The following is a 1,992-nucleotide window of genomic DNA, read 5'->3' as shown; positions in this document are numbered from 1 at the left end:
CGGTCGGAATGGAAGATCGCCCGCGGCTCGATCACCGTCGTCGCGGCAGCGTTCTTCAGCGCCGTCTCGACCAGTTCGGTGCGCATGTGGTCGGCGATCGACCAGCCCACGACTTTCTTGGAGTAGCAGTCGATCACCGTCGCCAGGTAGACGAACCCCTGCCACGTGTGGATGTACGTAATATCTCCGACGAACTTGACGCCGGCGCGATCGGCGGTGAAGTCGCGTTCCACCAGGTCAGGCATGTCGGCTGCAGCAGCGTCGTCAGCTTCAGTGGTGACCCGAAATGGCCTCGGCTGGCAGGCCACCAGGCCTTCGGAGCGCATGATCTGACGCACCAACTCCTGGGAGCACTGGGTGCCCTCGTCGACCAGGTCGGCGTGAATCCGCCGATACCCGTACGTGCCGTCGGTGGCGGCGAAGAAGTGCCTCACCCTGGCCGTGAGCGCCTGTCTGCGGGCAGCTGTGGCCGAGGTCGGGCGCGAGAGCCAGTTGTAGAACCCGGAGGTCGAGACGGCCAGCCAGGCGCACATCTTGTAGAGCGGGTTGGTCTCGGACGGGTCGTTCCTGCAGGAGTCGATGTACTCGTATCGGCTCACGGTCGCTGCTCCCGCGCGAAGTAAGCCGCCTTAGACTCAAACCGTCAACGCAACACCAAGCAATCTATGGTGGAGGTGGACGATGGCTAAGATTGGCCGGCCCGGACTGCCGCCGGAGGAACGGCAGCGGGTCTGGGATATGTGGAAGGCGGGGTCGTCGATCAGTGAGATCTCGCGATCGGTCGACTCGCCGCCGGGTTCGGTGTTTTCGATCCTGCGGCCCAAGGGCGGGATCTATCAGTCGCCGCAGAAGCGCCGGGCGGGGACATTGAGTCTGTCCGATCGGGAGGAGATCTCCCGCGGTCTGGCGGCGGGCGACTCGTACCGCCAGATCGGTCGCCAGCTGGGACGGCCTGCGTCAACGATCAGCCGAGAAGTCGGGCAGAACGAGGGTAGGGAGCGCTATCGCGCCATCGACGCAGACGACCGCGCCTGGCGCCGGGCCCGGCGTCCTCAGAAGCCCAAGCTGGCCACGAACCCTGTACTGCGAGGCTACGTCGCTGCACGCCTGAAAGAGGAATGGTCTCCGGAACAGATCGCTGGTCGGCTGAAGAAGCAGTACCCAGCCGGGTCGCGGATGCTGATCTCGCACGAGGCGATCTATCGGTCGCTGTACATCCAATCCTGGAATGTGCTGGACAAGTCGTTACAGAAGCAGTTGCGCACCGGCAGACCGATTCGTCGCGCGGTCAGCAACACCACCTCCGGCCAGTGGCGCTCGCAGATCAAAGACGCCGTGTCGATTGATGCCCGTCCAGACGACGTCGCGGACCGCGCTGTTCCAGGTCACTGGGAAGGCGATTTGATGATCGGATCGGAGCAGTCCCAGATCGCCACGGTCGTGGAACGCTCCAGCCGCTACACCTGCTTAGTCCAGGTCGACTCACGCCATGCGTCCTCTGTTACTGAAGGACTGTGCCGGGAGCTGTCGGCGCTCCCGGAGACGATGTCTCGCTCCCTGACGTGGGACCGCGGCATGGAGCTGGCCGGACACAAAGACGTCGCCGCCGGCACCGGGATCAGCGTGTACTTCGCCGACCCACACTCGCCCTGGCAGCGCGGCACCAACGAGAACACCAATCGCTGGCTTCGTCAGTATTTTCCGAAGAAGACAAGCATGAACGGCTACTCCCAGGCTGACTTGCACCGAATCGCGGAGAGATTGAACAACCGGCCCCGGAAAACCCTCGACTACGACACTCCCGCCGAACGCTACGCCGCCCTGTTGCATTGACGATTTGAATCCAAGGCTGCTTTTTTCAGGAACGCCGTTTCGGCGCGGAGTTCGGAGTTCTCCCGCTCCAGCTCCTTGAGTCGTGCCCGTTCATCGAGCGTCACCTCGGTCTCGGTACCGCCGTGGGCCTGCCGGTACTTGTTCAACCAGTTCCGCAAC

Annotated in this window: 2 protein-coding genes and 1 pseudogene; 1 reads left to right on the top strand and 2 read right to left on the bottom strand. The window is 63.5% G+C overall.

What is annotated here, in order from left to right:
• Positions 1–599: IS3 family transposase (locus G6021_RS16255; RefSeq protein ID WP_347238994.1), on the bottom strand; the 599-nt coding region annotated here is incomplete at its 3' end.
• An 82-nt stretch (positions 600–681) separates the two neighbouring features.
• Here G6021_RS16255 and G6021_RS16250 point away from each other — a divergent pair.
• The gene (locus G6021_RS16250) at positions 682–1,833 is read left to right on the top strand and encodes an IS30 family transposase (protein ID WP_069389026.1); all 1,152 of its coding nucleotides are present in this window, start codon (positions 682–684) and stop codon (positions 1,831–1,833) included.
• A gap of 17 nt (positions 1,834–1,850) precedes the next feature.
• On the opposite strand, the pseudogene G6021_RS16245 reads toward G6021_RS16250, so the two are convergent.
• Positions 1,851–1,992, bottom strand: a pseudogene (locus tag G6021_RS16245) (IS3 family transposase); the annotation flags it as partial.

Origin of the sequence: Dietzia sp. CW19 (assembly GCF_014145265.1) — a bacterium.
In the GTDB taxonomy this organism is placed as follows: Bacteria; Actinomycetota; Actinomycetes; order Mycobacteriales; family Mycobacteriaceae; genus Dietzia; species Dietzia natronolimnaea.
The sequence above is the reverse complement of the archived record's forward strand: the minus strand, read 5'-3'. Positions and strand labels throughout refer to the sequence as shown.